Source organism: Pseudomonas sp. BN515 (genome assembly GCF_029873155.1).
Lineage (GTDB): Bacteria > Pseudomonadota > Gammaproteobacteria > Pseudomonadales > Pseudomonadaceae > Metapseudomonas.
Genome location: NZ_SSOH01000021.1, coordinates 1 through 26,228, shown reverse-complemented (window position 1 = coordinate 26,228; position 26,228 = coordinate 1). Strand labels below are relative to the sequence as shown.

The 26,228-nt window shown below is 64.5% G+C and carries 21 protein-coding genes and 1 pseudogene; 14 read left to right on the top strand and 8 right to left on the bottom strand.

Translation table 11 applies throughout. From position 1 onward, the window contains the following. Positions 1-127 precede the first annotated feature (127 nt). From E8E91_RS05495 to E8E91_RS05485, 3 genes are all read right to left on the bottom strand, one after another. Entirely contained in the window at positions 128-1,966 is a 1,839-nt protein-coding gene (locus E8E91_RS05495; RefSeq protein WP_280374995.1) for an amidohydrolase, read from the bottom strand. A gap of 154 nt (positions 1,967-2,120) precedes the next feature. Then, positions 2,121-2,678: an antibiotic biosynthesis monooxygenase gene (locus E8E91_RS05490; protein ID WP_280374924.1), complete on the bottom strand. Its 558-nt coding sequence runs from the start codon at positions 2,676-2,678 to the stop codon at positions 2,121-2,123. A gap of 65 nt (positions 2,679-2,743) precedes the next feature. Beyond that, on the bottom strand, positions 2,744-3,388 hold the full coding sequence (locus E8E91_RS05485) for a hydrolase (protein WP_190827670.1): 645 nt from the start codon (positions 3,386-3,388) through the stop codon (positions 2,744-2,746). Between the two features lie 160 nt (positions 3,389-3,548). Between E8E91_RS05485 and E8E91_RS05480 the strand changes: the two genes are divergently transcribed. Beyond that, a complete protein-coding gene (locus E8E91_RS05480; protein ID WP_280374923.1) occupies positions 3,549-4,457 on the top strand; it encodes a LysR family transcriptional regulator in 909 nt (302 codons plus the stop codon). 198 nt (positions 4,458-4,655) lie between these two features. Here the strand turns inward: E8E91_RS05480 and E8E91_RS05475 are convergent, their stop codons facing one another. Further along, the gene (locus E8E91_RS05475; protein ID WP_280374922.1) at positions 4,656-5,627 is read right to left on the bottom strand and encodes an SCO family protein; all 972 of its coding nucleotides are present in this window, start codon (positions 5,625-5,627) and stop codon (positions 4,656-4,658) included. 48 nt (positions 5,628-5,675) lie between these two features. Continuing rightward, positions 5,676-8,405, bottom strand: coding sequence for a multicopper oxidase domain-containing protein (locus E8E91_RS05470; protein WP_348532203.1), 2,730 nt, complete (start codon positions 8,403-8,405; stop codon positions 5,676-5,678). A gap of 691 nt (positions 8,406-9,096) precedes the next feature. Here E8E91_RS05470 and ppk2 point away from each other — a divergent pair. After that, complete coding sequence (ppk2, locus tag E8E91_RS05465) at positions 9,097-9,921, top strand: polyphosphate kinase 2 (protein WP_280374920.1); 825 nt, start codon at positions 9,097-9,099, stop codon at positions 9,919-9,921. A gap of 33 nt (positions 9,922-9,954) precedes the next feature. Beyond that, the gene (locus E8E91_RS05460; protein WP_280374919.1) at positions 9,955-11,427 is read left to right on the top strand and encodes a lytic transglycosylase F; all 1,473 of its coding nucleotides are present in this window, start codon (positions 9,955-9,957) and stop codon (positions 11,425-11,427) included. A gap of 1 nt (position 11,428) precedes the next feature. Here the strand turns inward: E8E91_RS05460 and E8E91_RS05455 are convergent, their stop codons facing one another. The 3 genes from E8E91_RS05455 to E8E91_RS05445 form a co-directional block, all read right to left on the bottom strand. Then, complete coding sequence (locus tag E8E91_RS05455; protein ID WP_151132279.1) at positions 11,429-11,746, bottom strand: heavy metal-binding domain-containing protein; 318 nt, start codon at positions 11,744-11,746, stop codon at positions 11,429-11,431. Positions 11,747-11,994: 248 nt separating this feature from the next. Then, the gene (locus E8E91_RS05450) at positions 11,995-12,420 is read right to left on the bottom strand and encodes an organic hydroperoxide resistance protein (protein WP_151132280.1); all 426 of its coding nucleotides are present in this window, start codon (positions 12,418-12,420) and stop codon (positions 11,995-11,997) included. 63 nt (positions 12,421-12,483) lie between these two features. Next, on the bottom strand, positions 12,484-12,612 hold the full coding sequence (locus E8E91_RS05445; RefSeq protein WP_256873349.1) for a hypothetical protein: 129 nt from the start codon (positions 12,610-12,612) through the stop codon (positions 12,484-12,486). Between the two features lie 362 nt (positions 12,613-12,974). Between E8E91_RS05445 and edd the strand changes: the two genes are divergently transcribed. From edd to E8E91_RS05390, 11 genes and pseudogenes are all read left to right on the top strand, one after another. Beyond that, the gene (gene edd / locus E8E91_RS05440; RefSeq protein ID WP_280374918.1) at positions 12,975-14,801 is read left to right on the top strand and encodes a phosphogluconate dehydratase; all 1,827 of its coding nucleotides are present in this window, start codon (positions 12,975-12,977) and stop codon (positions 14,799-14,801) included. Next, positions 14,798-15,754 (top strand): glucokinase, encoded by a 957-nt coding sequence (locus E8E91_RS05435; RefSeq protein WP_280374917.1) that lies wholly within the window; start codon positions 14,798-14,800, stop codon positions 15,752-15,754. Before edd ends, E8E91_RS05435 begins: the two co-directional genes overlap by 4 nt. Positions 15,755-15,841: 87 nt before the next feature. Continuing rightward, positions 15,842-16,573, top strand: coding sequence for a response regulator (locus E8E91_RS05430; protein ID WP_280374916.1), 732 nt, complete (start codon positions 15,842-15,844; stop codon positions 16,571-16,573). Then, complete coding sequence (locus tag E8E91_RS05425; RefSeq protein ID WP_280374915.1) at positions 16,566-18,005, top strand: ATP-binding protein; 1,440 nt, start codon at positions 16,566-16,568, stop codon at positions 18,003-18,005. Before E8E91_RS05430 ends, E8E91_RS05425 begins: the two co-directional genes overlap by 8 nt. Positions 18,006-18,283: 278 nt before the next feature. Beyond that, the gene (locus tag E8E91_RS05420; protein WP_271470426.1) at positions 18,284-19,537 is read left to right on the top strand and encodes an ABC transporter substrate-binding protein; all 1,254 of its coding nucleotides are present in this window, start codon (positions 18,284-18,286) and stop codon (positions 19,535-19,537) included. A 205-nt stretch (positions 19,538-19,742) separates the two neighbouring features. Beyond that, positions 19,743-20,651, top strand: coding sequence for a sugar ABC transporter permease (locus E8E91_RS05415; RefSeq protein WP_280374914.1), 909 nt, complete (start codon positions 19,743-19,745; stop codon positions 20,649-20,651). Continuing rightward, positions 20,644-21,489, top strand: a complete 846-nt coding sequence (locus tag E8E91_RS05410; RefSeq protein ID WP_280372513.1) for a carbohydrate ABC transporter permease — start codon at positions 20,644-20,646, stop codon at positions 21,487-21,489. The genes E8E91_RS05415 and E8E91_RS05410 overlap by 8 nt, the downstream gene beginning before the upstream one ends. Before the next feature lie 23 nt (positions 21,490-21,512). Continuing rightward, positions 21,513-22,661, top strand: coding sequence for a sn-glycerol-3-phosphate ABC transporter ATP-binding protein UgpC (gene ugpC / locus E8E91_RS05405; protein ID WP_280374913.1), 1,149 nt, complete (start codon positions 21,513-21,515; stop codon positions 22,659-22,661). Between the two features lie 214 nt (positions 22,662-22,875). Beyond that, on the top strand, positions 22,876-24,009 hold the full coding sequence (locus E8E91_RS05400; RefSeq protein WP_280374994.1) for a carbohydrate porin: 1,134 nt from the start codon (positions 22,876-22,878) through the stop codon (positions 24,007-24,009). Further along, the gene (locus E8E91_RS05395; RefSeq protein ID WP_280374993.1) at positions 24,009-24,896 is read left to right on the top strand and encodes a D-hexose-6-phosphate mutarotase; all 888 of its coding nucleotides are present in this window, start codon (positions 24,009-24,011) and stop codon (positions 24,894-24,896) included. Before E8E91_RS05400 ends, E8E91_RS05395 begins: the two co-directional genes overlap by 1 nt. Before the next feature lie 148 nt (positions 24,897-25,044). Then, positions 25,045-26,220 (top strand): annotated as a pseudogene (locus tag E8E91_RS05390) (IS3 family transposase). The last annotated feature ends 8 nt before the right edge of the window (positions 26,221-26,228 follow it).

Genomic DNA, 26,228 nt, shown 5'->3' with positions numbered 1-26,228 from the left:
GGGCAACTGCGTTGCCCTTGGCGAATGAATTCGCCCCTACAGGTGTGGGAGCGAATTCATTCGCGATCAAGGGGCAGGCCTGCGGCCTGCTTTCGCGATTGAAATCGCTCCCACAGAAGGACCTGCCTCAGAAGGCGAAGCAGGAACAGCCCAGTGCCCCCCAGAAACCCTGGAAATCACTCACCGGCACACTCGACTGGCGCGCCCGTTCGTGGCTGTGGGCATGCACGGCGCAGGCGCCGACGCACTGGTGCACCTGGGCGACGAGCGGGGCGGTGGGCTTCCAGTGGCCCGGCACCTTGGCTACCGGCGACCACTCGGGCAGCACCGGGACCTGCGGAGGGCCAAGCTTGTCGAACTCGCCGGCGGCGTAAACCACCTTGCCGTCGACGATGGTCAGCACGGACTCGATCCACTTGATCGCTTCCTCTTCGACACTGAAAAAGTCCGCCGACAGTGCAGCCACATCTGCCAGCTGGCCCACCTTGATCTGTCCTTTCTTGCCCTGCTCGCTGGAGAACCAGGCGCTGCCGTGGGTGAAGAGTTCCAGCGCGGTGGCGCGGGACAGGCCCTGTGGATAAAGCTCCAGGCCGCCGACGGTCCTGCCGCTGACCAGCCAGTACAGCGAAGTCCAGGGGTTGTAGCTGGACACCCGGGTGGCGTCGGTGCCGGCACCCACGGGCACGCCTTCGGCGAGCATGCGCTGGATCGGCGGGGTCTTCTCGGCGGCTTTTGCGCCGTAGCGGTCGACGAAGTATTCGCCCTGGAAGGCCATGCGGTCCTGGATGGCGATGCCGCCGCCGAGGGCACGGACCCGCTCGATGTTCTTCGGGCTGATGGTTTCGGCGTGGTCGAAGAACCAGGGCAGGCCGTTGAACGGGATGTCGCGGTTGACCTTCTCGAACACGTCGAGCATGCGCGAGATGGATTCGTCGTAGGTGGCGTGCAGGCGGAACGGCCAGCGCTGTTCCACCAGGTGACGGACTACCGGCTCCAGCTCCTGCTCCATGCTCGGTGCGAGGTCCGGGCGCGGTTCGAGGAAGTCCTCGAAGTCGGCGGCGGAGAACACCAGCATCTCGCCGGCGCCGTTGTGGCGGAAGAAGTCGGTGCCGTCGCCCGGTTTCACCACCTTGCTCCAGTTCTTGAAGTCGGTTAGCTCTTCCTTGGGCTTCTGGGTGAACAGGTTGTAGGCAATACGCACGCTCAGCTGACCCTTGTTGGCCAGTTCCTGGATCACCTGGTAGTCGTCCGGGTAGTTCTGGTAGCCGCCGCCGGCGTCGATGGCGCTGGTCAGGCCGAGGCGATTGAGTTCGCGCATGAACTGGCGGGTGGAGTTGACCTGGTACTCCAGCGGCAGCTTCGGGCCCTTGGCCAGGGTGGCGTAGAGAATGGTGGCGTTGGGCCGCGCGATGAGCATGCCGGTGGGGTTGCCGTTGCCGTCACGCTGGATTTCGCCGCCGGGCGGATTGGGGGTGTCCTTGGTGTAGCCGACCGCCTTCAGCGCGGCGCGGTTGAGCAGCGCGCGGTCATACAGATGCAGGATGAACACCGGGGTGTCAGGCGCCGCGCGATTGATCTCTTCGAGGGTCGGCATGCGCTTCTCGGCGAACTGGAATTCGTTCCAGCCACCGACCACCCGCACCCACTGCGGGCTGGGGGTGCGCTCGGCCTGGTCCTTCAGCATGCGCAGGGCATCGGCCAGGGAGGGCACGCCTTCCCAGCGCAGTTCGAGGTTGTAGTTGAGGCCACCCCGGATCAGATGCAGGTGTGAGTCGTTGAGGCCGGGGATGACGGTGCGCTGCTTGAGGTCGATGACCTGGGTGGCGTCGCCGCGCAGAGCCATGGCTTCGGCATCGGTGCCGACGGCGAGGAAGCGGCCGTCCTTGATGGCCACGGCGCTGGCGTTGGGTTTCTCGCGGTCGACCGTGTGGAAGCGGCCGTTGAACAGGATCAGGTCAGCGGACATGGAACCCCCTGGGGTGGCATGGGCGACGCCTGCGGCGCCGGCGAAGGGCAGTGCGGACCAGAGTGCGCCAGCGGCGCCAAGCACCGTGCTGGCGGCGAGGAACTGGCGGCGGCTGTTGTTGGTTGGGTCTTCGCTCATGGAACCCTCCTTGGACTTAGGGTCGGTTCAGCCAGCCGGCGAAAAAACGTGTCACCGGCGGCATGAAAAGATAGACAACCAGCAGCACGATGCTGGCGGTGATCACCACGTTGCTTGCCACGTAACCGCCTAGCCAAGGCTGCAGCTTGAACAGCGGCTGCCAGAGCAGCGGCACCAGCAGCGCCAGCGGCAGGATCACCAGGAAAGTGATACAGGCCTGTTTCCAGCGGGGCGGTTGCGGCACGTCGGCCGGCATCGGGGTGAACCAGAATTCCCGCTCGGGATTGATTTCCACCTGGTCGCCATCGGCCAGCAGATGGCTGACTTCTTCCACCAGTTGGCGACGCTCGGTGGAATCCAGCCAGGCCTGGAGCTGGGACGTGCTGGCGAAGCGCAGGACGCAGGTGAACAGGTGCAAGCCGTCCTTGCGATCCCGTACCACATCGATGCCGAGGTGGCCCGGATAACCCTTGGCGATGCCGATGATGCGGCGCAGCCAGCCTTCGTATTCCTGTTCCCGGCCTTCCTTGACCCGGTGGCGGATCAGCAGGGTGACGATATCGTCGGTGGTCATGGCGAGGTGCTCCGTGCAAGGCGTGGAAGAAGGCCGGAGGCGTTGGTCGCCTCCGGCCTTGCGGCTTACTTCACCTGACGCTGGGGCGCCTTGTGCACCATGGTGTAGGCGTAGTCCACGCCCATGCCGTAGGCGCCGCTGTGTTCGCGCACCAGGTCCATCACCGCGTCGTAGCTGTCGCGTTTCGACCAGTCGCGCTGGTACTCGAGCAGAACCTGCTGCCAGGTCACCGGAATGGCGCCGGCCTGGATCATGCGCTGCACCGCCATGTCATGGGCTTCCTGGGAGGTGCCGCCGGAAGCGTCGGTGACGATGTACACCTCGTAGCCGGCTTCCATGGCTTCCAGGGCGGGGAAGGTCAGGCAGACTTCGGTCCACAGCGCGGCGATGATCAGTTTCTTGCGGCCAGTGGCTTTTACGGCGGCGACGAATTTCTCGTCTTCCCAGGAGTTCATCGAGGTGCGTTCGATGGGCTGTTGATCCGGGAACACGCTCAGCAGTTCCGGCCAGATGTAGCCGCTGAAGCTTTCGGTTTCGACGCTGGTGAGGATGGTCGGGACGTTGAAGATCTTGGCGCTCTTGGCCAGGCCCACGGTGTTGTTCTTCAGTTGCTGGCGATCGATGGACTGCACGCCGAAGGCCATTTGCGGCTGGTGGTCGATCAGGATCAGGGCGGAATTGGTCGGATTCAGCAGTTCGCGGATGGACATGGCATTTCTCCTTGGAGCAGTGGGATTTTGGTTTTCTTCCTGGCCGGTGCCTCCGCGCTGGAGGCTGTTTGGTTCCGACTTGGGATGAATTTTGTGCTCGCCCATTGAGAGAAACAATTAGGCATAATTGAACTTCATTGATTCTGATTTGGAGACATTGATGGACAGGGTCGAGTGCATGCGCGCCTTTATCGAAACCGTGCGCAGCAATGGCTTCGCCGCGGCGGCGCGGGCGCTGGATCTGCCGCGCTCCACCGTGAGCAAGCAGGTCCAGGCGCTGGAAGAGGCAATTGGCGTGCAACTGCTGGTGCGCACCACGCGCAGCCTGCACCTGACCGAGGCGGGAACGGAGTACTTCGAGTCGGCGCGGGACCTGCTGGCGGCCCTCGACGAGGCCGAGCAGCGGGCGCGGGATGGAGTAGGGGAGTTGCGCGGTGTGCTGCGGGTGAACGCGCCCATGTCCTTCGGCCTGCGCAAGCTGGGGCCGCTGATCCCGCTGTTCCATGAGCGGCACCCGCAGATCGAACTGCAGCTGGTGCTCAGCGACCAGCAGGTGGACCCGGTGCGCGGCGGCTTCGACGTGACCATCCGCATTGCCAGCCTGGCGGACTCGTCCATGGTGGCGCGCACCATCGCGCCGGCGCCGCGTTACCTGGTGGCCTCGCCCGCTTACCTGGAAAAGGCCGGCATGCCGCAGTCGCCGGAGGACCTTGCCAATCATGCGTTCCTTGGCTACGGCTATCTCCAGAGCGGCGTCAGCCTGGCATTGAGCAACGGCGAGGAGACCCGGCGCGTGCAGTTGAACGGTCCGCTCCAGGCCAACAACGGCGACTTCCTCGCCCAGGTGGCTGAGGCTGGCATGGGCATCGCCCTATTGCCGAGCTTCATCGTCGACGAAGCCCTGGCCGCCGGCCGGCTGGTGGCGGTGCTGTGCAAATGGCAGGCGCCGCCCATCAGCATCAACGCCGTCTACCCCTCCGCCCGCCGCATGCCACAGAAGACCCGAGCCTTCATCGATTTCCTGGTGGAGGAGATGAGCAGGGCGAATGAACGGGTGGCCTGCCCTTAGTGGGTGTGCACAACAATTGTGGGAGCGAATTTATTCGCGAATGAATTCGCTCCCACAAGAGGAATGCGTTCCCTGTAGGGGCGATTTCAATCGCCAAGCAGGCCGAAGGTCTGCCCAACGAGTTTGCAGGGGGCAACTGCGTTGTCCTTGGCGAATGAATTCGTCCCTACAAGGGCATTACATTCGACGGCCAATTCCTCACCGCTTCGCCTGCCGCAATGTTTCATCATCCATGTACTGCATCAGCGCCTGGATGTCCTGCTCGCCCAGTTGCAGGTTGGGCATGGCCACCTGGTTGAACTGGCGGAAGAGGCTCGTCGCCAGCGGGTCTTGCTCGGCGAGCATGCGGTCGGGTTCCTTGAGCCAGCGGGCCAGCCATTGGCGATCGCGCTGGCGGGTTACACCGAGCAGGTCGGGGCCGACGCTGCGCAGGTCGCCCAGTTCGCCGTCCTGCGGACCAAGGGTGTGGCAGGCGCTGCAGCGGGTGCGGAACACCTGCTCGCCGCTGGACGGCGGGCGGATGATCGGGGCATCCGCGTAGCTGCGGCTGGTGGGATTGGCCTTGCGCCAGTTCTGCAGGCCGTTGCCGAGCTTGTCGGCGAGGATGTAGGGATTCTCGAAGGGCGAGACCTTCATCCATTCGCCGGTGGCCTGGTTGCCCACCACCAGGCTCAGGTTGTGCTGCTTGAGGTTGCCCGGATCATCCACCGGCACCAGCAGGCCGAGCTTTTCCCGCAGCCGGGTGATCTCGTCGTAGTCGCCGGTGAGGAACTGCCAGCCCGGCGCCACCTGGAACTTCGTCGCATAGGCCTTGAGCACTTCCGGCGTGTCGTGAGTGGGGTCGATGCTGATGGAGTAGAAGTGGATGTCACGCCCGACCTGGTCGCCCAGCAGTTTCTGCACCTGGCGCAGGCGCGCGGTTTCCAGTGGGCAGCTATCGCCGCAGCTGGTGAAGATGAAGTTGATCGCCACCACCTTGCCTTCGATCAGGTCGTCGAAGAAGCGCAGGTGCTGGCCGTCCTGGTCGATCAGCTCGCTGTTGGGAAAGTAGTCGCGGCCCCAGGGGGCGGCTGCGGCGGGTTGGCCGGCCGGTGCCAGCCAGATGCCGGCACAGACGGTGGCCAGTGCCAGCAGGGTGAGGGCCAACCAATGAATGCCTGGAATGCGCATGGGCTCTCTCCCTGGGATGGGGCCGCGCCGGCCCCGTCCCGCTTGGGGTCAGCGGCTGGTCTGGCCGGTGCCGTCGCCGGTACGGAAAGTGGGCAGGGCGACCGAGTCCACATAGCTCACGCCATCCCAACTGGGCAGGGGCGTGGGCATCAGCTGGACCTGGCCGGGGTGCTCGATGTCCCAGCGCAGCAGCATGGAGTTGTCCTCATGCTGGGTGTTGTGACAGTGCTCCATGTAGGTCCCGGCGAACTCGCGGAAGTGCACGGCCATTTCCACGCTCTGCTGGCTCTCGCTGTCTTCGCCGATGCGGTAGACGTCCTTGCGTGCCCACTTCTCCCATTCCGGCGGTGGCAGGCCGCCGCGGCTGAGGACGATGCCTTCCTCGAAGTGCACATGGACCGGGTGCGACCAGCCCCCGCCACCGTTCTTGATCTTCCAGATTTCCAGGGTGCCTGCACCGCTGTAGCCGGCCGGCGTCGGGCCATTGGCCAGTTGCGGGGCGGCGGAGAGGCGCCGCGGGTCCATGTTTAAGCCCTGGCCGCCGTCGGTGCGGATGGTCCAGGGCGTCTCGTCGGTACCGTTGGAGCGGCCGAACTCGAAGCTGCGGTGGCGTGCCTGGCTCAGCAGCTGGCGGTCGTTGGGGTTATCGGCGTGCAGGGTCAGCGGGATCATCACCTTGCCTTCGGCCTTGCCCGGCTTGGCCGGCTCGTAGTCGGCCGGGTTCATCGCCAGGTCCTGGCCGCTGTAGGCCTGCACCCGCAGTTGGAGGAACTTGCCGACGCCCGGATCGCCCTTGTCCCAGGCGGGGCCGTTACTGGTCTGCTTGATCACCGCCTTGTACTTCTCGGAGAGGATGTCGGCGAGGGCTATCTCCTGCTTGGCGCCCTTGCCGGTTTCATGTTCGAGGACGTTGACGAAGTACAGCTTGTCCCCGGCTTTGATCCCGCTCTTGGCGAAGTTGACGATGATGTCGTAACGCTCGGCGATGCCCTGGATGGGCAGGACGCCGAAGTGGTCCTTGAGGTTGCCGTCGTGGTCCAGGTCCAGCGTGCCGTCGAAGGGCACGGCGTGCTCCATGACGTTGCCGTCGTTGGCGATCATGTGGAACGGCACCCGCGCATAGGAGACGCCTGAGCCCTTGGGCCCCTGGAACTCGCCGCTGGTGCCCTTGATTTCACGCACCACGGCCAGCTTCAGGTAACGCGATACCGAGCCGTTGAGGATGCGGAAGCGGTAGCTGCGGGCGCGCACGTCGAACCACGGCTTGTACTGCCAGTTGACCAGCACCTGGTCGCCGAGGAAGCCGTCGGTATTGAAGGGGTTGAACCAGAGCTGGCCCTGCTGATCCCAGGCCTTGTCGGCGACCAGCAGGTTCACGTCGTAGTCGCGGTTGCCCCAGGATTCGGCCGTGCCGCTGGGGAAGCGCAGGTTGACGCCGTCGTCGAAGGCCTCGTTACCCCGGTCCACCGCGCTGTAGTAGTTCATCATCGCGGCGTTGCCCTTGTAGACGTTCTGCGCGGTGAAATCGAGCATGTGGTCGTGGAACCAGTGGGTGCTCATGGTTTCGCGCCAGTCGCCGCGAATCTGGATCTTGCCGTTCTGGCAGGTCTTCATGCCCGGATGGGCGTCGTTCACCCAGAGGGTCTCGCCGTCATCGCAGGGGAAGGCTGCGCGCGGGTCGCTGGCGGTGGTGTTGATGGTGTCGTAGCCGGCCAGCTGGATCGGCCAGCGGTAGTCGTAGAACTGGCCGGGGAAGAAGAAGGCGTTGGCGTAGCCATCGCTCTCGGCCGGCGTGTGGCCGTTGTGTTCATGGGTGGTGATGGTGTGCAGGCCGAAACCACGGTTGGCCGCCGGGTCGATGGGCAGCGCGTTGTAGTGGCGGAACAGCACCGGCTGGCCGTAGCGGACCATCATCAGCTTGGGCGGGAAGGTGCCATCGAAGGTCCACAGGGCGTTGTGGTCCTGCACCGGCATGTTGGGGTGGAAGCGTGGCTGGATGCCGCGCGTGGTGCCGTTGGTGAAGGGCAGGCCGGCTGTGTTGTAGTAGAGGCCGCCGGGGCCGAACTCACCTTCGTTGTAGCCGTGGCGTTGATACTGGTCGCGGACACCTCCATTGACCCGGGCTCCGGCCTGGGCCGTCTTGATCTCCACTTGCGGGTAGAACTCGTTCCAGCGCTGATGCGACCAGCCCATGCCCGGCGGGCGACCCTCAGCGGAGCCGGCTATCTGCCGATGCAGGAAATCCTCGATCTTCGTGCTCCAGGGGTTGCGGTCCAGGGTGTCGGCGTACTGGGTCGGGAAGGGCGACAGGCCCGGTTGGCCGAGGAAGGCATCGAGGTCTTCACCGGACGGGCCGCTGCGCGAGGCGTCCCCCGGGTCCTGCTCGGGGGCCGAACCAATGCCCGGTTCGGGGAAGGAGATGGATTGCTGCGGCGCGGTGGGGTCGAGTTTCTCCAGGCCGAACACTTCGAACAGCATCATCTGCTGGGTGAAGGGCTGGGCGCCGTACAGCGGGCTCGGCTTGCCGTTGGTGGGGTAGTTGAACGAGGTCTGCCGTGCCGGTGGCAGCACGTTATCGACGCGGGTGGCATCGCGGTCGCCGATCACGCCGTTGGGCAGTTCGATGGCGCCGGAGTTGGCCGGTGCGGCGGTTTCCAGTGCGTCCAGGGCCGCCTGAGGATTCTTCGGTGGGCCCGTGAAGTGCGACGGATCGTCCGCCGGTGGCGGCCCGAACAGATCCAGGGGAACGGCGACCGCGGCGTAGAGATCCAGCGCCATCAGCGCACCAATGAACAAGCCGGAGGATTTGAAGATCTTCGGCACCCTGTTCAGGGCGATCGAGATCGCACGCGCATTCCGGGCAGACATACCCACCTCGCTATCGAAGAGAGAGGAACACACCGAAAAGAGGAGTCGGGCCACTGGATAGAGGCACGGGGTGGGGCGGAGGTCGTCGGCGATGCTGTTGTAAAACGGCCGCGCCGCGGCACGCGACATCGGGTGCGAGGCTGTAGTGGCACGCAGGCCTCGGGGGTAATCCTTTTCTGTGTAACAAGGTGTGTCAATGAGTCGAATGAATCTCGTTTGGCGAGTGGTCAAAAGGTCGGCACAAGCGGTAGAACCCCCAGGATTGGGGGTTGCAGGGCATTTGAAGATTTTATGGGGCGATCACTTGGCGTCGGTTTTTGCCTGTGACGGGATTCCGGCGGTGTGTTGGGAAAGCCGACAGGAACGGAGTGGGTTCAGAGAGGGGCTGCTGCGCAGCCCTTGGCGATTGAAATCGCCCCTACAGGAAGAACACTTCTCTCCCCTCGGGAGAGGGTTGGGGTGAGGGGGCGTCCCGCCCAGCAGAACAGGGCGTTTTGCTCACTTGCGCAGGGAATTGATCGACGCGCTGCTGGATGGCCCTGCAAGGCGCCAATGCTCAGCTAGCTTGTAATGATCGGATTCCCACACAAAGGAGCGGGTCATGGCGAAAGGCAAGAAAAAGTCGGCCAGTGAAGACAAGGCAGGGCAGGTGGAACTTGGTCGCAAGGAGTACGACAGCGAGCTCAAGCGTCTCCACGTAGAGCTGGTGAAGCTCCAGCAATGGGTCGTGGATCAGGGGCTCAAGGTCTGCATCGTTTTCGAAGGCCGCGACGGCGCCGGCAAGGGCGGGACCATCAAGGCCATCACCGAGCGGGTCAGCCCCCGCGTGTTCCGGGTGGTGGCGCTGCCGGCGCCCACCGAGCGGGAAAAATCCCAGATGTACATCCAGCGCTATCTGGCCCATATGCCGGCGGCCGGTGAAATCGTGATCTTCGACCGCAGCTGGTACAACCGCGCCGGTGTCGAGCGGGTCATGGGCTTCTGTTCTGAGGAGCAAGCGCACAAGTTCCTCACGGTCACGCCGCTGTTCGAGAAGATGATGGTCGAGTCCGGAATCATCCTGGTCAAATACTGGCTGGAGGTGAGTGCCGAGGAGCAGACCCGCCGCCTCAAGGACCGCATCAACGATGGGCGCAAGATCTGGAAGTTGTCGCCCATGGACCTAAAGTCATATGCCCGCTGGGACGACTACACCCGCGCCCGCGATGAAATGTTCGCCGCCACCGATTCGTCCTGGGCGCCCTGGTACATGGCGCATTCGGAAGACAAACGGCGAGTGCGGCTGAACATCATCAGTCACCTGCTCAAGCAGATCCCCTACAAGGACCTGACCCGCGACCAGAAGGTGGAGCTGCCCAAGCGCGGCAAGCTCGGCAAGTACAAGCCCGCGTCTTATCCGTTCCGGCAGGTCGAAGAGATCTTCTGATCGCGCCGCCCCAGGGCGGCGAAGGCGGTTCCCATGAAATCGGTGCGTTTCCTCCTGCTGGTGCTGGCGGTGGTCCTGCTGGCACGGGGAGGTTGGGCGGAGGATCTGCCCAGTGTCGAGCTGAGCGCGGCGGAAGAGGCGGAAGTGGATTCGATGGTGCTGCCCGTCCCCTCCGCCTGGACGGGCGACTTCGAGGGAATGCGTGAGCGGCGCCTGGTGCGCATCCTGGTGCCCTACAGCAAAACTTTCTTCGCCGTGGACCGGGGGCGCCAGCGTGGGATCAGCTACGAGATCGGCAAAGGCCTCGAACAGTGGCTGAACAAGCAGTACCGCTTCAAGAACAAGTCCCTGCAGTGGCGGGTGCTGTTCATTCCTGTCGGCCGTGACGAGCTGATTCCCAAGCTGAACGAAGGAGTAGGGGACATTGCTGCGGGCGGTTTGGCAGTTACCCACAGGCGCCAGGCCCAGGTGGATTTCTCCGAACCCTTTGCCAGTGGGATTCGCGAAGTGGTGGTGACCGGGCCGAAGAGCATGCAGATAAGCAAACTGGAGGACCTGGCCGGCAAGGAAGTCATGGTTCGGCCCTCCAGCAGCTACTACGAGCATCTCATCGAGCTCAACACGAGCTTCAGACAAAAGGGGCTGGAGCCTATCGTCATCAAACCGGCCGACGAGAACCTGGAGTCCGAAGACTTGCTGGAAATGGTCAATGCCGGATTGATCAACGCCATCGTGGTGGACCGCTACATCGCCGAAACCTGGAAGGCGATGCTCACGAACCTGGTCATACACGAAGACTTTCCGATCCGTGACGACACGCAGATCGCCTGGGCCGTGCGCAAAGGCAGCCCACAACTGCTCAAGGTGCTGGCGCAGTTCGCCAAGGGCCACAAGTTGGGCACGACCTTCGGCAACACCATCCGCAACAAGTACGTGAAGAACAGCAAGGAGCTCTACGACGCCACCGACGAAGAGGAGATGAAGCGCTTCGCCGAACTGGTGGGGTTCTTCGAGAAGCACGCCAGCACTTACGACTTCGACTACCTGATGCTGATGGCCCAGGGGTACCAGGAATCCCAGCTCAACCAGAGCGCCCGCAGCCATCGCGGCGCGGTGGGCATAATGCAACTGCTGCCCAGCACCGCTGCCGATCCCAGCGTGGGGATCGCGGAGATCGACAAGGACGCTGACCGCAACATCGAGGCCGGTAGCAAGTACATGAGGCTGCTGGCCGACAAGTACCTGAACGACCCCGAGCTGACGCCGCTGAACCGCACCCTGATGACCTTCGCCGCCTACAACGCAGGGCCAGGCAACCTGCGCAAATTCCGCCGCCTGGCGGAGAAGTCGGGCCTGGACAAGAACATCTGGTTCGGCAACGTCGAGCACGCCGCCGCGCGCCTGGTCGGGCGCGAGACGGTCGACTACGTGGGCAACATCTACAAGTACTACGTGGCCTACAAGCTGGCGCGGGACAAGCAGGTGCGAAGGGCCACGGGCGGCTGAATCAGATCACCACGGCGGTGCCGCTGATGCTCACCATCAGCATGCTGCCGTTCTGCCCGACCACCTCGTAATCGATGTCGATGCCGACCACCGCGTTGGCGCCGAGCTTCTCGGCGTGCTCGGACAGCTCCTCGAAAGCGATTTCCCGCGCCTTGGCCAGTTCCTTTTCATAGGCACCGGAACGTCCGCCGATGATGTCGCGAATGCCGGCGAACAGATCGCGGAACACATTGGCACCGAGAATGGCCTCACCGACCACGATGCCCTTGTATTCGCGGATGGCACGGCCTTCGAGGGTGGGGGTGGTGGAAAGGATCATGTTGCGCTCCTTGGCATTGTTGATAGAGACCGGCTGTAGGGGCGATTTCAATCGCCAAGGGCAGCGTAGCTGCCCCCCGCGGACTTGTAAGGCAGACCTTCGGCCTGCCTGGCGAATGAATTCGCCCCTACAGGGAACAGCCTGCGCTCGATCTTTCGCGAGCAAGCTCGCTCCTACAACTGGATTTCCAACCAATGAAAAAGGGCGGGCACCCCTTTCGGGATGCCCGCCCTTGTCGATTGCGCGACTCAGACCAGGGTCAGGGTCACGTCGATGTTGCCGCGGGTGGCGTTGGAGTACGGGCACACGATGTGGGCCTTGTCCACGATGGCGCGGGCTTCCTCACGGTCCAGGCCGGGGATGTCGATGCGCAGTTCCACTTCGATGCCGAAGCCGGTGGGGATGGCGCCGATGCCCACGATGCCTTCGATGGAGGTATCAGCCGGCAGCTTGTGCTTGTCGCGGGCGGCGACGAACTTCAGCGCGCCGAGGAAGCAGGCGGAGTAGCCGGCTGCGAACAGTTGCTCGGGGTTGGTGCCTTCGCCGCCGGCGCCGCCCAGTTCACGCGGGGTGGTCAGGCTGACGTCGAGTACGCCGTCGGAGGAGATGGCGCGGCCGTCACGGCCGCCGGTGGCTTCTGCGTAGGCGCGGTACAGAACGTTTTCGATGCTCATGATGGTTTCCTTTTCAGTCAGTTTTGGAGTGCGTGGTGTGCGTGGGTGGTCGGGTTGTGTGGATCAGCCGTCGTGGTTGATCAGCCATTCCGGGTACAGCGCGCCGCTGCGGCGGCTGTCCGGCTTGCCGGTGTCGGCGAAGCTGGCGGAGGAAAACGCGAGGACGGCGGTGAAGGTGATCAGGGCTTTCATGGCGAGTCTCCGGTGTTGGTTTGTTCGTTAATGTTTTGTGCGCTAAGTAAGTTGGTGAGGCAGAAGTTACTGCTGAGTTATTTTGCGCGCAAGTTATTTCTTAGAGCATTTCGCACTAGCTCTCTGTTGTTCTGGTCATAAGGCTCTGGAATGCACCATGAGTGGAATAGGTGGTGGTGCGGGGGCGGGGTTATGCTGCGTGCCGCCACCGTTCCGGGTGGTCTATATGAATGGAAGCGGGTTCTTTTGATTTTGTTGTTGTAATAACAAAATATTTTGCGTTGTCTAGTGAATTTTTGATCGTAATGGCAGTATTGTGGTTTATATAAAAACAAATTCACCCGCTACCTGGAGCTGAACCCATGCATCCCCGCGTACTTGAGGTAACCGAGCGTCTGGTGGAGCGCAGCCGCGCAACTCGCGAGCGCTACCTGGCGATGATCCACAAGGCGGCCAGTGACGGGCCCCAGCGCGGCAAGCTGCAGTGCGCCAACTTCGCCCACGGCGTGGCCGGCTGCGGAGGTGGCGACAAACAGCGCCTGCGCCTGATGGATTCGGCCAACGTGGCCATCGTCACCGCCTATAACGACATGCTCTCGGCCCACCAGCCCTACGAGAACTACCCGGAAAAGATTCGCCAGGCCCTGCGCGACATCGGCTCGGTGGGGCAGGTGGCCGGTGGCGTGCCGGCCATGTGCGACGGCGTCACCCAGGGCGAGCCGGGTATGGAGCTGGGCATCGCCAGCCGCGAGGTGATCGCCATGTCTACCGCCGTGGCGCTTTCCCACAACATGTTCGATGCCGCGCTGTTCCTCGGCATCTGCGACAAGATCGTCCCCGGCCTGATGATGGGGGCGCTGCGCTTCGGCCACCTGCCGTCGATCTTCGTCCCCGCCGGCCCCATGCCTTCCGGTCTTTCCAACAAGGAAAAGGCCGAGGTGCGTCAGCGCTATGCCGAAGGCAAGGCCAGCCGTGACGAGCTGCTGGAGTCGGAAATGAAGGCCTACCACAGCCCCGGCACCTGCACCTTCTACGGCACCGCCAACACCAACCAGATGCTCATGGAAGTGATGGGCCTGCACTTGCCGGGCGCTTCCTTCGTCAATCCGAACACCCCGTTGCGCGAGGCGCTCAACGTGGAGGCGGCGCACCAGGTCACGCGCCTGACCCGGCAGAGCGGGCAGTTCCTGCCCATCGGCGAGATCGTCGACGAGCGCGTGCTGATCAACTCGATCGTCGCCCTGCACGCCACCGGCGGTTCCACCAACCACACCCTGCACATGCCGGCCATCGCCCAGGCGGCGGGTATCCAGCTCACCTGGCAGGACATGGCCGACCTCTCCGAAGTGGTGCCGACCCTGGTCCACGTCTATCCCAACGGCAAGGCCGACATCAATCACTTCCAGGCCGCCGGCGGCGTGGCCTTCCTGGTGCGCGAACTGCTCGATGCCGGGCTGCTCCATGAGGACGTCAACACCGTCATGGGTCGTGGCCTGCGCCACTACACCCGCGAACCTTTCCTCGACGACGGCAAGCTGGTCTGGCGCGACGGTCCGGCAGCGAGCCTCGACGAAAGCATCCTGCGCCCGGTGGCGCGGCCCTTCTCGCCGGAGGGCGGTTTGCGGGTGATGAAGGGCAACCTGGGCCGTGGCGTGATGAAGGTATCCGCCGTGGCCCCCGAGCATCAGGTGGTGGAAGCGCCGGCGCGTGTCTTCCATGACCAGCAGACCCTGGCCGACGCCTTCAAGGCCGGCGAGCTGGAGCGCGACCTGGTGGCCGTGATGCGCTTCCAGGGCCCGCGCAGCAATGGCATGCCCGAGCTGCACAAGATGACCCCCTTCCTCGGCGTGCTGCAGGATCGTGGCTTCAAGGTGGCCCTGGTCACTGATGGGCGCATGTCCGGCGCCTCGGGCAAGATTCCCGCAGCCATTCACGTCTGCCCGGAAGCTTTTGACGGCGGGCCGCTGGCACGGGTGCGCGACGGCGACCTGGTGCGCGTGGACGGCACCACCGGCACCCTGGAAGTGCTGGTGGACGCCGTAGAGTTCGATGCCCGTGAACCGGCGCAATGGGACCTTGAGCCCAATGTCGGCACCGGCCGCGAGCTCTTCGCCTTCATGCGCGAGTCCTTCAGTACGGCGGAGCAGGGCGCCAGCGCTTTCACCCGCAACCTGGAGAGCCTGAAGTGAAGCTGGCGCTGGTTGGGGATATCGGTGGTACCAACGCGCGCTTCGCGCTCTGGCGCGACGAGAAACTGGAGTCGGTACGGGTGCTGGCCACGGCCGACTTCGCCGGTCCCGAGCAGGCCATCGGTCACTACCTCGCCGGCCTTGGCCTGGCGGTGGGCAGCCTGGGCGCTGTCTGCCTGGCGGTGGCAGGGCCGGTGAGTGGCGAGCATTTCCGCTTCACCAACAATCACTGGCGGCTGAGTCGCTCGGCGTTCTGCCGCACCCTGCAGGTGGACGAGCTGCTGCTGATCAACGACTTCTCCGCGATGGCCTTAGGGATGACCCGTCTGCGCGAGCACGAAAAGCTGCAGATCTGCCCCGGCGTTGCCGACCCGGACAGCCCGGCGGTAGTGATCGGGCCGGGCACCGGCCTCGGCGTCGGCACCCTGCTGCCCCTGGGTGAAGGACGCTGGAAGGCGCTGCCGGGGGAGGGCGGTCATGTCGACCTGCCCGTGGGCAACCTGCGCGAGGCGACGCTCTGGCAGCAGCTCCATGACCAGCTCGGCCATGTCAGTGCGGAGAATGTGCTGAGCGGCAATGGCCTGCTGCAGCTCTATCGTGCCGTGTGCGCCGTGGACGGTCATGCTCCGCGCCTGGCGTCGCCGGCCGAGGTCAGCGCGGCGGCACTGGCGGGTGATCCGCTCGCCGAAGAAGTGCTGGAGCTGTTCTGCGGCTGGCTCGGCCGGGTTGCCGGCAACAACGTGCTGACCCTTGGCGGTCGTGGCGGCGTGTATATAGTCGGCGGCGTGGTGCCGCGTTTCGCCGCGTTCTTCCAGAAGAGCAGCTTCGCCCGCAACTTCGCCAGCAAGGGCTGCATGAGCGGGTACTTCGAGGGGATTCCGGTGTGGCTGGTGACGGCCGAGTACCCAGGTCTGGAAGGGGCGGGGGTGGCCCTTCAGCAGACCGCGCGATGACGTAGGGTGCGCTGCGCGCACCGTCCAGGTTCGTGGTGCGCATGGCGCACCCTACGAAGCGATAGAGAACAACAAAGGACGGCCACTGTGAGCCAATCCGGAAAATCCATTCTCCTGGTGGACGACGACCAGGAAATTCGCGAACTGCTTGAAACCTACCTGAGCCGTGCCGGCTTCCAGGTGCGCAGCGTTGCCGATGGCGAGGGCTTCCGCCGTGCCATGGCCGAGGAGGCGGCGGACCTGGTGATACTCGATGTGATGCTGCCCGACGAAGACGGCTTCAGCCTGTGCCGCTGGGTGCGTGCGCACCAGCGCCTGTCCCAGGTGCCGATCATCATGCTCACCGCCAGCTCTGACGAAGCCGACCGGGTGATCGGCCTGGAGCTGGGGGCCGACGATTACCTGGGCAAACCCTTCAGCCCCCGCGAGCTGCTGGCACGGATCAAGGCGTTGCTGCGCCGCGTCGGCTTCGGCCAGGAGCGCCCTGTGGTCGAGGTACTGGCCTTTGACGACTGGCGCCTGGACATGATCAGTCACCGCCTGTTCCACCTCGACGGCGAAGAAGTGATCCTCTCCGGCGCCGACTTCGCCTTGTTGAAACTCTTCCTCGACCACCCGCAACAGATCCTCGACCGCGACACCATCGCCAACGCCACCCGTGGCCGCGAGGTGATGCCCCTGGAACGCATCGTCGACATGGCGGTGAGCCGCCTGCGCCAGCGCCTGCGCGATACCGGCAAGGCGCCGCGCCTGATCCGCACCGTGCGCGGCGCGGGCTACCTGTTGGCGGCCCAGGTCACGCCGCACCACCATGCCTAGCCGCCTGCGCCTGATCCCGCGCTCGCTGCTCGGGCGCATGCTCTTCCTCACCCTGCTGGTGGTGCTGCTGGCCCAGGCACTGTCCAGCATCATCTGGGTTTCGCAACTGCGCGCCAGCCAGATGGAAGGCCTGCTCACCAGCGCCCGCAGCCTGGCGCAATCCATGGTCGCCAGCGTCAGCTACATCCGCTCGCTGCCGATCGGCTATCGCCCCATGGTGCTGGACCAGTTGCGCTCCATGGGCGGTACGCGCTTCTTCGTCTCCCTCAACGACAAACCGCTGGACATGCGCGTGCTCCCGGAAACCCCGCGCAAGCGTGCGGTGCTGGAGCAGGTGGAATCGGTGCTGCGCGAACGGCTGGGCAAGCAGGTGGACCTGTCCCTGCATTTCGTCAATCCGAACGACCTGCGCATCTTCAACAGCGGGCTCAAGCTCGATGAATTGCCGCGCTCCTGGGCCCACTACGCGCTGACCCTGGAACCGGTGAATCCGCCCATCCTGGTCACCCAGATCCAGATCGGGCCCAGCGAGTGGCTGTACCTCGCCTCGCTGATGCCCGAGCCCTACGCCAGCCTGGAAGACGAGGGCCTGCCGACCCAGCAGCTGTGGTTCATCATCCTCACCAGTTGCTTCCTGCTGCTGTTCATCGGCCTGCTGGTGCACTGGCAGAGCCGGCCGCTTAAGCGCCTGGCACGGGCGGCGCGGGAAATGTCCCTGGGGGCCGAAGTGGAGCCCTTGCCCGAAGCCGGCGGCAGCGAAGTGGCGGATGTGAGCCGCGCCTTCAACAGCATGCGCGAGCGCATCAGTCGCTATCTCAACGAACGCAGCCAACTGTTCAGCGCCATCTCCCACGACCTGCGGACCCCCATCACCCGCCTGCGCCTGCGGGTGGAGCTGCTGGAGGACGAAGCCGCGCAAGCCAAGTTCAGCCGTGACCTGGACGACCTGGAACTGCTGGTCAAAGGCGCGCTGCAGTGCGTGAAGGACACCGACATCCACGAGAACATCGAGCAGGTGGACCTCAATCACCTGCTGCACGGCCTGGTGGAGCCCTACCTGGGTACCGGGCAAGTGACCCTTGACGGCCAGGCGGCCGACGTCTATCCCGGCAAGCCCCTGGCGCTGCGCCGCTGCATCGGCAACCTGGTGGATAACGCGCTGAAGTACGGAGAGCGCGCCCACCTGCTGATCGAGGACAGCGACGACGCCTTCGTCCTGCACGTGGACGACGAAGGCCCCGGCGTGCCGGAGCAGAAGCTGGAGCAGGTGTTCGAGCCCCACTTCCGCCTTGCCGGGCATCAGCAGGGGTATGGGCTGGGCCTGGGCATCGCGCGCAACCTTGCCCACAGCCATGGCGGCGAGCTGAGCCTGAAGAACCTGCGCGACGGCGGGTTGCGGGTGACGCTGTGGTTGCCGAGGCAGGCTGGGTAATCGAGCGCTGGGAGTCTCGTAGGTTGGTGCAGAGCGCAGCGAAGCCCAACATCCGGTTCGCAGAACCGGCCCCAGGTTTCCGCCAATGGAACTGGGGAGCGCTGCGCGCTCCCTGTTGGGCTTCGCAGGCTCAGCACCAACCTACAAGGGCATTTGTAACCACCCCGTGACCATCCACTATCCCTTTGTTACCCGCGGGCTTGAAGGCCGTGGTTAGACTGCAGGCAAGCGCAAGCACCGACTTGCACAGTCATAAAAACAAGAAGGTATCCCCATCCATGAATGCCATCTCCCGCCTGGCCGCTGTCGTTTCCCTCGCCTCCCTGTTCCCGCTGTCCGCCCTCGCCGGCGAAGTGGAAGTCCTGCACTGGTGGACCTCCGGTGGCGAGAAGCGTGCCGCCGATACCCTGCAGAAGCTCGTCGAAGAGAAAGGCCATACCTGGAAGGACTTCGCCGTTGCCGGTGGTGGTGGCGAGGCGGCCATGACTGTGCTGAAGACCCGCGCCGTGTCCGGCAACCCGCCGTCCGCCGCGCAGATCAAGGGGCCGGATATCCAGGAGTGGGGCGAGCTGGGCCTGCTGGCCGAACTGGACGACGTGTCCGCCGAGGGCAAGTGGGATTCGCTGCTCTCCCCGCAGGTGGCGAACATCATGAAGTACGACGGCCATTACGTGGCCGTGCCGGTCAACGTGCACCGGGTCAACTGGCTGTGGATAAACCCCGAGGCGTTCCAGAAGGCGGGTGCGACGCCGCCGACCACGCTCGATGAGTTCTTCGCCGCCGCCGACAAGCTCAAGGCCGCTGGCTACATTCCGATCGCCCACGGTGGCCAGCCCTGGCAGGACGGCACCGTGTTCGAGGACCTGGTGCTCAGCATCCTGGGCCCGCAGGGCTACCACAAGGCCTTCGTCCTGCAGGACAAGGCCACGCTCACCAGCGACAAGATGGTGGAAGTCTTCGCCGCGCTGAAGAAGCTGCACGGCTATGTCGACCCGGACGCCGCAGGTCGCGACTGGAACAGCGCCACGGGGCTGGTCATCAACGGCAAGGCCGGCATGCAGATCATGGGCGACTGGGCCAAGAGTGAGTGGACCGCCGCCGGCAAGGTGGCGGGCAAGGACTACCAGTGCCTGCCATTCCCCGGCACCCAGGGCAGCTTTGCCTACAACATCGACTCCCTGGCCATGTTCAAGCTCAAGGACGAGGCCAACATCCAGGCGCAGAACGACCTGGCGCGCACCGTTCTCGAACCGCAGTTCCAGCAGTTCTTCAACCAGAACAAGGGCTCCATTCCGGTCCGCCTGGACCAGGACATGTCGAGCTTCGACGCCTGCGCCCAGCAGTCCATGAAGGACTTCAAGGAAGCCGCAGCGGGTGATGGCCTGCAGCCGAGCCTGGCCCACGGCATGGCCGCCTCCAGCTATGTGCAGGGCGCGGTGTTCGACGTGGTCACCAACTTCTTCAACGACTCAGCCGCCGACCCGAAGAAGGCCGCGCAGCAACTGGCCGCCGCGATCCAAGCGGTGCAGTAAGCCTCCCCGGCTCCTGATTCCTATGCCGGTGCAGTCTCCAAGGACTGCGCCGCGGGATCGGCCGCGCCGCAATCTGCTCCCCTCTCCCTCTGGGAGAGGGGCGGGGGGTGAGGGTAGTTCGGCACCGCTGGTGATTTCCCTCACCCCAACCCTCTTCCAAAGGGAGAGGGGGTTATCCGTGCAACTCGCTATGACGGAGTCTCCCATGAGCTCAACCGCAGTCTTCGCCAAGGCCTCGCTGCTGGACGCGCTGCAACGCTGGCTACCCCGGCTGGTGCTGGCGCCCAGCGTGCTGATCGTGCTGGTCGGCTTCTATGGCTACATCCTCTGGACCTTTCTGCTGTCCTTCACCAACTCGCGCTTCATGCCCAGCTACAAGTTCGTCGGGTTGCAGCAGTACGAACGCCTGCTGGACAACGACCGCTGGTGGGTGGCCAGCCACAACTTGCTGGTCTACGGCGGACTGTTCATCGCCATCAGCCTGGTGATCGGAGTGTTCCTGGCCGTGCTGCTGGACCAGCGCATTCGCCGCGAAGGTTTCATCCGCACCGTCTACCTCTACCCCATGGCGCTGTCGATGATCGTCACCGGCACCGCCTGGAAGTGGCTGCTCAACCCTGGCCTCGGCCTGGACAAGCTGCTGCGCGACTGGGGCTGGGAGGGCTTTCGCCTCGACTGGCTGGTGGACCCGGACCGCGTCGTCTACTGCCTGGTGATCGCTGCCGTGTGGCAGTCCTCGGGCTTTGTCATGGCGCTGTTCCTGGCCGGGCTGCGCGGCGTGGACCAGTCGATCATCCGCGCCGCCCAGGTGGATGGCGCGAGCCTGCCGACCATCTACCTGCGCATCGTCCTGCCGAGCCTGCGCCCGGTGTTCTTCAGCGCACTGATGATCCTCGCCCACATCGCCATCAAGAGCTTCGACCTGGTCGCCGCCATGACCGCCGGCGGCCCCGGCTACGCCTCCGACCTGCCGGCGATGTTCATGTACGCCCACACCTTCACCCGCGGCCAGATGGGCCTCGGTGCCGCCAGCGCGATGCTCATGCTCGGCGCGGTGCTGGCGATCCTCGTGCCCTACCTGTATTCCGAACTGAGGAACAAGCGCCATGACTAGCCTGGCCGGAAAACCCGCCTTCAGTTTCAGCCGCCTGGCCATCCACGCCACGCTGTTCTTCGCCTGTGCTCTCTACCTGGTGCCGCTGGTGGTGATGCTGCTGACCAGCTTCAAGACGCCCGACGACATCCGCACCGGCAACCTGCTGTCGATTCCGGACGTGTTCACGGTGATCGGCTGGGCCAAGGCCTGGGCCAGCGTCGGTGGCTACTTCTGGAACTCGGTGAAGATCACGGTTCCGGCGGTGATCATCTCCACGCTGCTTGGCGCGCTGAACGGCTACGTGCTGTCCATGTGGCGCTTCCGGGGCTCGCAGCTGTTCTTCGGCCTGCTGCTGTTCGGCTGCTTCCTGCCGTTCCAGGTGGTGCTGCTGCCAGCGTCCTTCACCCTTGGCCAATTCGGCCTGGCCAATACCACCGGCGGCCTGGTGCTGGTGCACGTGGTCTACGGCCTGGCCTTCACTACGCTGTTCTTCCGCAACTTCTACGTGAGCATCCCGGACGCCCTGGTGCGGGCGGCACGGTTGGATGGAGCAGGGTTCTTCACCATCTTCGGGCGCATCCTGCTGCCGATGTCGGTGCCGACCATCATGGTCTGCCTGATCTGGCAGTTCACCCAGATCTGGAACGACTTCCTCTTCGGCGTGGTGTTCGCCAGTGGCGATACCCAGCCCATCACCGTGGCCCTGAACAACCTGGTGAACACCAGCACCGGGGTCAAGGAATACAACGTCGACATGGCTGCCGCGATGATCGCCGGCCTGCCCACCCTGCTGGTCTACGTATTCGCCGGCAAATACTTCCTGCGCGGCCTCACCGCTGGCGCGGTCAAGGGCTGACGCCCTCAAGATTGGAGAGTGACATGGCAACCCTCGAACTGCGCAACGTGAACAAGTCCTACGGCAGCGGCCTGGCGGACACCCTGAAGAACATCGAGCTGTCCATCGACTCCGGCGAGTTCCTGATCCTCGTCGGCCCTTCTGGCTGCGGTAAGTCCACCCTGATGAATTGCATCGCCGGTCTGGAGAGCATCAGCGGCGGCGCGATCATGGTGGACGGCCAGGACATCAGCGGCATGAGCCCCAAGGACCGGGACATCGCCATGGTGTTCCAGTCCTACGCGCTGTACCCGACCATGAGCGTGCGCGAGAACATCGCCTTCGGCCTGAAGATCCGCAAGCTGCCCCAGGCCGAGATCGATGCGGAGGTCGCCCGCGTGGCCAAGCTGCTGCAGATCGAGCACCTGCTGCAGCGCAAGCCCAGCCAGCTCTCCGGTGGCCAGCAGCAGCGCGTGGCCATGGGGCGAGCCCTGGCGCGGCGGCCGAAGATCTACCTGTTCGACGAGCCGCTGTCGAACCTCGACGCCAAGCTGCGGGTGGAGATGCGCACCGAGATCAAGCTGATGCACCAGCGGCTGAAGACCACCACCGTCTACGTCACCCATGACCAGATCGAGGCCATGACCCTGGGCGACAAGGTGGCGGTGATGAAGGACGGCATCATCCAGCAGTTCGGCACCCCGCGAGAGATCTACAACGACCCGGCCAACCTCTTCGTCGCCGGCTTCATGGGCTCGCCGCCGATGAACTTCATCCCCCTGCGCCTGCAGCGCCGCGACGGTCGGCTGATGGGCCTGCTGGACAGCGCCGACGGCCATTGCGAACTGCCCCTTGGCAACGTGGCCGGTGAGTTGGAAGGCCGCGAGCTGATCCTCGGCATCCGCCCGGAGCAGGTGCTGGTCGGTGCCAGCGACCTGTCGGCGATTCGCGCGCAGGTGCAGGTGCTGGAGCCCACCGGGCCGGACACCCTGGCCTTCGTCGAGATCAACCAGACCAAGGTCTGCTGCCGCCTGGCGCCCGATTCGCCAGCGCGCGTGGGCGACACCCTCGACCTGCAATTCGCGCCCGACAAGGTGCTGCTGTTCGACGCACAGAGCGGCGAGCGGCTGTGTGTGCCGGGAAAGTCGGCCGTGGCTGAGCCCGCCAGGGTCGCGCGCCTGAAAGGCCTGTAGGAGCGAGCTCTGCTCGCGAAGGGGGGGGGCGCACGGAGCCGAGCTTTTTCGCGAGCAGAGCTCGCTCCTACGCGGGCATCACGGAAACGATCCATCGCAACAACAATAAAAATCTGGAGTGGACATGAGCACGACGATCAAAGGTTTGTGGGTACTGCCCTGCGCGCTATTTGCTTTTTCGGGGGTTGCGCAGGCGGTGGAGTTCACCGGCTACATGCGCAGCGGCGCCGGTGGGTCCAGCGAAGGTGGTACGCAATCCTGCTTCCAGCTGCCGGGGGCGCAATCCAAGTACCGTCTGGGGAACGAGTGCGAGCAATACATCGAACTGGACCTGCGCCAGGACCTCGCCAGGCTCGATGATGGTTCGGTGATCAGCGTCGAGGGCATGGCGCAGCTGTTCAACGAATACGGCCACACCCCCGAGTTCACCGGTGACCACGGCTTCACGCGGATGAACCAGATGTACGCCGAGTGGAGCAACATGCCGGCGCTCAATGGCGGCTCCCTCTGGGCGGGGCGCCGCTTCTACAAGCGGAACGATATCCACATCTCCGACTACTACTACTGGAACCAGAGCGCCACCGGCTTCGGCTTCGACGAAGTGGCCATTGGCGACCTGAAGTACAGCTACGTGTTCTCGCGCAAGGACAACGTCTTCCAGGACCCCTACATCAACCGTCACGACTTCAACGTGGCCGGCTTCCAGACCAACCCCGGCGGCGAAGTGGAGCTGGGCGTCAGCTACCTCGACAAGCCAGACAGCACCGATGCCCACAGCGGCTGGTCGGTGGCGGCGCAGCACAAGCAGAAGGAATTCCTCGGCGGGGTGAACACCTTCGCCCTGCAGTACGGCCGTGGGCCGGGCACCGCGCTTGGCTACACCGGCGACCCCACGCTGGACAACAGCAACCAGAGCTGGCGCGTGGTGGAGTTCTTCGACTGGCAGGTGACGCCGCGCTTCGGTGGCCAGTTCGAGGTGATCTACCAGAAGGACAAGCGCCCGGATGGCGACGACCAGAACTGGCTCTCCGTCGGCGTGCGTCCGGTCTATGCCATCACCGAGCAGTTCAAGCTGGTCACCGAGCTCGGCCGGGACCAGGTGGAAGCACCCGATGGCACCCGCAAGCTGACCAAGTTCACCATCGCGCCCACCTGGTCGCCGGCCGGTCCCGGCTTCTGGCAGCGCCCGGAAATCCGCCTGTATTACACCTACGCCAGCTGGAACGAAGCGGCCCAGCGTGCGGCCAGCGAACTGGCGGCAGGTTCGGCGCTGTCCGATACCGGTGCCTTCGGCGACGCGCTGCACGGCTCCAACTTCGGTGTGCAGCTGGAGTACTGGTGGAAGTGATGCGCAGCGCCAGGCCGCATCGGGTGAAGGCGGGGGAGGGTGTCGACCATCCCTTTGCCGACCTGTTGCGTCCGGCGGCCGGGCAGCCATTCCGCTGGGCCGAACACCAGGGCCGCGAGCTGTTGTTGGTGGAGCATTCGCGCTGCTCGGCGGTGTTCAGTCGCCAGGGCGGCCAGTTGCTGCACTTCCAGCCCAACGGCGAGCGGCCGTTGCTCTGGTGCGCGACGCGCTGGCCGCGCATTGGCGCCATTCGCGGCGGCGTACCGGTGTGCTGGCCCTGGTTCGGCCGGCACCCCATGGAAGGCGGCTGGCCCCACCACGGTTGGGCGCGGTTGTCGGATTGGCGACTTATCCACAAGGCCGCCGACGACAACGGCGTGCGCCTGACCTGGCGCCTCGATCTGCACGACTGGCAAGTGGAACTGGAGGCGGAACTGGGCGAGCGCATGAGCCTGCAACTGGTCACCCGCCACCGCGACAGCGAGCCCTGCGTGCTCAGCCATGCGCTGCATGCCTACTGGCGGGTGAGCGACGTGGCGCGGGTCGCCCTGCTCGGGCTGGACGATGCCGAAGGGCGCGATCTGCTGAGCCGCGAACCCTGTCGGCAGGAGGGCGAACTGCGCGTGATCGATGGTTGCCACCGGGTATTCCGGCAGGGCGGTCGCGTGAAGATTCAGGATGCCGGTTGGCAGCGACGTTTGTGCATCGACGGTGGGAACAATCCGAACACCGTGGTCTGGCATCCCGGCAGCCGGCCTTTATCCGAAGTGAGCTGGGCGGAGGGGTTGGGCTTTCTCTCCGTGCAGGGCGCGGCCTGTGGGGAAGACAGTGTGGAGTTGGTGGCGGGGGAGGAGGCGAGGTTGGGTTTGAAGGCGTGGGTTGGATGAGGGCCCTCACCCCAACCCTCTCCCTGAAGGGAGAGGGGGCCAGTCCGAACTATCCGGTAACTCTGTGCTGTCCGGCGCGAGTCACCCCTGAAGTGGCCTAATGATTCTGGACACCCCGATAGGGCGTTAAGCTGCGCCCAAGCAAGAGGTGTTCATGAGCAGAAGATCATTCAGTCCGGAATTCAAACTCGAGGCCGCCAGCCTGGTGGTCGATCAAGGCTATTCCATACCGGCAGCCTGCAAGGCGATGGGGGTAGGCCCAACTGCCATGCGGCGCTGGGTCGAGCAATTGACCCTGGAGCGCCATGGCAAGACGCCGGAGCACAGCAAGGCCATGACGCCGGAGCAGCGGCGAATCCAGGAGCTGGAGGCCCAGGTGCGGCGGCTGGAGCGGGAGAAAGAGATCTTAAAAAAGGCTACCGCTCTCTTGATGTCAGACGCCCTCGATTAGTGCGCTTAGTCGAGTCATTGGGTGAGCACTATCCACGGGCAGAGCTTTGCCGGCTGTTCGGCATCAATCGCAGCAGTGTCTATGCCGCCGCTAAGTCAGCAGCTCGCGGTAATCAGCCGCACGCCAGGTTGCGACAGCGCTTGGTGGAGCTGCATGTCCAGAGTCGGCGTTCGGCAGGCGCCCGGACGCTCGCGGCGGCTTTGCGCCAGGAAGGCTGGGCAGTGGGTCGATTCCTGGCCGGCCGTCTGATGAAAGAGGCCCAGTTGTTCAGCTCGCAACGCCGTCGACACCGTTACCGCCCAACTGAGGGTGAGAGTGCCAAAGCGTCGAACGAACTGGACCGGCAATTCCGCACCCACGGCCCCAATCAGGTGTGGTGCGGTGACGTGACGTACATCTGGGCCGGCGGGCGCTGGATCTACTTGGCCGCGATCATGGACCTGTATGCGCGGCGGATTGTGGGTTGGGCAATGTCCGATCGTCCGGACTCGCAGCTTACCGGACGTGCTTTGCGCGTGGCCTATGAGGCTCGCGGTTGCCCCGCCGGCGTGCTGTTTCACTCCGACCAGGGCAGCCACTACAGCAGTCAGGAATTTCGACAATTGCTCTGGCGGCATCGAATCCGCCAGAGCATGAGTCGTCGCGGCAATTGCTGGGACAACGCCCCGATGGAGCGTTTCTTCCGGAGCCTCAAATCCGAATGGATACCGGCTTCGGGTTACGCCAGCCAAGCCGAAGCAGAGGCTGATGTACTGCGCTACCTGACCGACTACTACAACCACCGACGGCCACACAGCTACAACAGCTACCAGACACCGGCACAGCGCGAAGCGCTGGCTGGATAGACCTAAACCGGTGTCCAGTTTTACTTGACCACTTCA

Coding starts and splice junctions, on each gene's coding strand:
- E8E91_RS05410 (WP_280372513.1), top strand. CDS start 20,644: ATGACTAGCCTGGCCGGAAAACCCGCCTTCAGTTTCAGCCGCCTGGCC.
- E8E91_RS05490 (WP_280374924.1), bottom strand. CDS start 2,678: ATGACCACCGACGATATCGTCACCCTGCTGATCCGCCACCGGGTCAAG.
- E8E91_RS05475 (WP_280374922.1), bottom strand. CDS start 5,627: ATGCGCATTCCAGGCATTCATTGGTTGGCCCTCACCCTGCTGGCACTG.
- E8E91_RS05420 (WP_271470426.1), top strand. CDS start 18,284: ATGAATGCCATCTCCCGCCTGGCCGCTGTCGTTTCCCTCGCCTCCCTG.
- ppk2 (WP_280374920.1), top strand. CDS start 9,097: ATGGCGAAAGGCAAGAAAAAGTCGGCCAGTGAAGACAAGGCAGGGCAG.
- E8E91_RS05455 (WP_151132279.1), bottom strand. CDS start 11,746: ATGATCCTTTCCACCACCCCCACCCTCGAAGGCCGTGCCATCCGCGAA.
- E8E91_RS05450 (WP_151132280.1), bottom strand. CDS start 12,420: ATGAGCATCGAAAACGTTCTGTACCGCGCCTACGCAGAAGCCACCGGC.
- E8E91_RS05415 (WP_280374914.1), top strand. CDS start 19,743: ATGAGCTCAACCGCAGTCTTCGCCAAGGCCTCGCTGCTGGACGCGCTG.
- E8E91_RS05425 (WP_280374915.1), top strand. CDS start 16,566: ATGCCTAGCCGCCTGCGCCTGATCCCGCGCTCGCTGCTCGGGCGCATG.
- E8E91_RS05400 (WP_280374994.1), top strand. CDS start 22,876: ATGCGCAGCGGCGCCGGTGGGTCCAGCGAAGGTGGTACGCAATCCTGC.
- E8E91_RS05470 (WP_348532203.1), bottom strand. CDS start 8,405: ATGGCGCTGGATCTCTACGCCGCGGTCGCCGTTCCCCTGGATCTGTTC.
- ugpC (WP_280374913.1), top strand. CDS start 21,513: ATGGCAACCCTCGAACTGCGCAACGTGAACAAGTCCTACGGCAGCGGC.
- E8E91_RS05480 (WP_280374923.1), top strand. CDS start 3,549: ATGGACAGGGTCGAGTGCATGCGCGCCTTTATCGAAACCGTGCGCAGC.
- E8E91_RS05445 (WP_256873349.1), bottom strand. CDS start 12,612: ATGAAAGCCCTGATCACCTTCACCGCCGTCCTCGCGTTTTCCTCCGCC.
- E8E91_RS05460 (WP_280374919.1), top strand. CDS start 9,955: ATGAAATCGGTGCGTTTCCTCCTGCTGGTGCTGGCGGTGGTCCTGCTG.
- edd (WP_280374918.1), top strand. CDS start 12,975: ATGCATCCCCGCGTACTTGAGGTAACCGAGCGTCTGGTGGAGCGCAGC.
- E8E91_RS05485 (WP_190827670.1), bottom strand. CDS start 3,388: ATGTCCATCCGCGAACTGCTGAATCCGACCAATTCCGCCCTGATCCTG.
- E8E91_RS05395 (WP_280374993.1), top strand. CDS start 24,009: ATGCGCAGCGCCAGGCCGCATCGGGTGAAGGCGGGGGAGGGTGTCGAC.
- E8E91_RS05495 (WP_280374995.1), bottom strand. CDS start 1,966: ATGTCCGCTGACCTGATCCTGTTCAACGGCCGCTTCCACACGGTCGAC.